Genomic DNA, 3326 nt, shown 5'->3' on the forward strand with positions numbered 1-3326 from the left:
GAACGGCGCTCCCCTCACCGACCCGTCGCGGGAAGTGGTGGACGGTGCACCTGATTCGTTCACTGTCACCTCGTACAATCCGGTCCTTGGAACATGGAGTTACAGCTGGGAGACCTCGAAGTTCTCCTGTGATGAAGGAACCTACACCGTCCACGCCAACCTCCAGCCTATCGGGTATCAGAAGAGTAACTATCCAGGTGCTCCCGGATCCATCGACGGCGAAGTCCCCCCCTCCTGGGAGTATGAACTGAGTAGCCCGACCCTTCACGCGAAGTTCGACGAGAATACCGGGGGGACCTTTGCCCGCGGGGACTACCTCTATTCCTGGTGGTATGCCAGAGGGAGCCCGGGCAACACCGGGATGTCGAGTTCCACCGGCCACATGAAGTGGTACATCTTCGGCCCCAACTTCAGGTATGCCGACTTTAACCCCAGGTTCCCGCTCGGTGAAGATGAAGAAAAAGGCTCGTACGGGATCACCCACTCGCGCAACTTTACCTATGATCTCACGCCGGGGGAATATTTCATCGTCTACCACCACCCAGGCCATGACGGCCAGTTCGACCTCCTCCCGGAGAACAGCCTCTACTTCAGAGGAAGCCTGAACCAGATATTCAATACGGACGGTACGCTGAAAGTGAACATTGGGTCTCTCGATGCCAGATACGCTGCCGACGCCCTGGTAAAGGCACTGGATTCGCCAACCATTGACGACATATATACGATGGACACCTTCACCGTCGCGAAACCCGTGATCCAGATCCGGCCGCCCGGCGCCCTGGTCGTCGGCGCCGACCTGGTCGTCGAAGGAAAGACCAATCTTGCCGGAAAAGGAACGACTGCCGACGGCACCCAGGTCGTCGATAAACTAACACTGACGGTCACCGCCCTTGATCTCTATGACGGGGGCAAGGCAAATAACGTCATGAAGATCCCGATCGACTACACGTATCCAGGGAAGTACGACCCCTCCACCGGACTCCGTCCGTTTTCCTACGACGCAGTCGACTCCAGTTCATGGTATCCGGGAATGTATGAAATCAAAGTCGAGTGCAAGGATGTCAAGTACAAGAGCACCACCACCTTCGAACTCCACAGAGAAGGAAGCCAGAGGACTGCTTCTGTGAACGAACCCGAGCAGGACCCGTCCCTTCCCATAACTCCCGCTCAAACCCCTACATCTTCTCCATCTCCGACCGTCACTCCCGATTCAAGCCTCACGCCCACTCAGATCTCGGAGTCCACGCCCATACCCATGACCACTCAGTCTCCCGGTTTTGAAGCATACCTCGCGGTTGCCGCAGTGTTCGGGGCACTCATCACGAGGAGGAGGAGATAACCGTGGACCTCGCCTTCGACGAGTCACTGTTCAAGAAAGTCATCGCCGTTCTTGTGGTAGCGATTATTATCGTCGGCGCCATCGCCATTCTCAGGTTCTCCGGTCTTCTCGGTGGCGACAGCCCCCTCGGTCCAGGTCAGGTCCCCGGTACCCCCGGACCGGACACCGATCCCGGTCTGCGCGGGCACGACCCCGACGATCAGGAGAGAAAGGTCGCCGGCCCCAAGTCCTACACCTGGACCTATCGCGGGACCGGGATGGAGATGGAACTCTACATCTCCAACTCCACCTACCAGCACTTTGTATCCTCGTCATACGGGGCCTATGAAGACAAACCACAGAAAATGGCAGAGTACGTCGTGACCGACGGCGACGATGGAACCATCAGCACCATCGCAGAATGGTTCCTCGCCACCTCCCTGACATCGGGGTATGGTGACAGCGACACTGTCGGCAACGTCCTCGCCTTTGTAAAAAGCCTCAACTACACCACAGACGAAGAGCGCCGGCAGACCGGAGCGTACCCGAATTACCCGGCCATCACCCTTGCGACTGAGGAAGGGGACAGCGAGGACCACGCCGTCCTTGCCGCTGCCATCCTCGATAAGATGGGGTACGGTGTCTCCCTCCTGTATTACCCCGCGAGCCTCGACCGGCGCACGATCATCCCTGAGGCCACCGCGCTCGGCCTTGTCCACGACGGCACGCTCACCGGAAGACTCTACGGGGCCGTTGCAGAGACTCCGGCGGGCAGGTTCGTCTACGACGCAAGGAACAAGACCGCTCTCGCCGCCCTCCCTGAAGGCTGCGATGCCGACGCAGGGTGGTACTCCGGCGACGCCGTCTGGCACAACGCCACCTCCTCCGGTTCCCTTGACAACGTACGCTACTACCCGGCAAACCAGACCTTTGTCACAGGGACAGACCTGCGTGCCGCCGACACGGTCGTCATAGAGGACGCCGTCTGGAACCAGCCGCTCCTCGTCACCGCAGCCTGGACCGTGAACACCACGGAGAAAGGCATTCCCCGCGGCGCATACGATGGCATGAAGCCGTACTTCAACGGCGGCGACGGCCTCTGGCAGGGCTGGACACTCTCGCGGGACGACCGTCTCGATGCCGACACCACCATCGCCGGAGAGCAACCCCTCGGTGAAGACCCTCTCTTTTCGGCGAACGAGAGTCTCACCGCAGCCCTTCGCATGCCGGTCTCTGAATTCACCTCGCCGCTGATCACCTGGCTGGAACCGGTGCAGGAATACTATGCCGACACCTGGTACCCCTCAGGGATTGCCTGGACCTATGACGACAAATGGCGCCTCCACGAGAACATCCTCGATATGCAGGACCCCCTGCTTGAGAACCCGGAGGACTACTCGCTCCGGGGTGTCACCGAGGTCGTCGCACCGGTCCCCTGGCGGGTCTCCTATACGGTTCAGAAGATGGACGAAGAGCATACAGAGAAAGATATGACCCCGTACAGCGACGTGAGGTTTGCGGTGTACCGCATCGAAGACGGTTCCGCCGTCTTTGACCGGACCTTCGGCTGGCAGACGATCTACGGTGCGAACTTGCGAAAGAACGAGGCCGTCTTCGGCCCCGGAGAGTACGCGCTGGCGGTCTTTGTCAGGAACTGTGAGGTACATGCGGCCATCGAATATCATGGCAAACCGGCTGAGAAGACCTATTGTGGAGGGATATAATGTTCGACTTCTCCTCTCTCTTTAGAAAGAAGACACAAGAAACCCCTTTGGCAGATGTCGTAACAGATGAAGTCCCTGACCCCAGTCCGTTCATCTTGGACCTCCCCCCCGCAGATCCAGCAGTGGATATGGTCGAGCGGTACTGGCTGGTCCCTCCTTTCTCGTACGTCAATATCTCCCGCGGGGACGCAACCGGCCTCAGGTATGAAATCGTCGAACCCGGAGTCACAGAAAAAGAACTGATCATCCTGGAAGAGACGTTTGAACAGCTCAGGGCGATGCTG

2 protein-coding genes and 1 pseudogene are annotated in these 3326 nt (G+C 58.9%); all 3 read left to right on the plus strand.

Annotated elements, in window-relative coordinates:
- Positions 1–1339 (plus strand): hypothetical protein (locus tag PHP59_RS12150; RefSeq protein WP_300167351.1); only part of this gene is annotated, 1339 nt, incomplete at its 5' end.
- Positions 1340–1341: 2 nt separating this feature from the next.
- Positions 1342–3042: a hypothetical protein gene (locus tag PHP59_RS12155; RefSeq protein ID WP_300167353.1), complete on the plus strand. Its 1701-nt coding sequence runs from the start codon at positions 1342–1344 to the stop codon at positions 3040–3042.
- Positions 3042–3326, plus strand: a pseudogene (locus PHP59_RS12160) (hypothetical protein); the annotation flags it as partial. The gene PHP59_RS12155 and the pseudogene PHP59_RS12160, both read left to right, overlap by 1 nt.

Source organism: Methanofollis sp., from assembly GCF_028702905.1.
In the GTDB taxonomy this organism is placed as follows: Archaea; Halobacteriota; Methanomicrobia; order Methanomicrobiales; family Methanofollaceae; genus Methanofollis.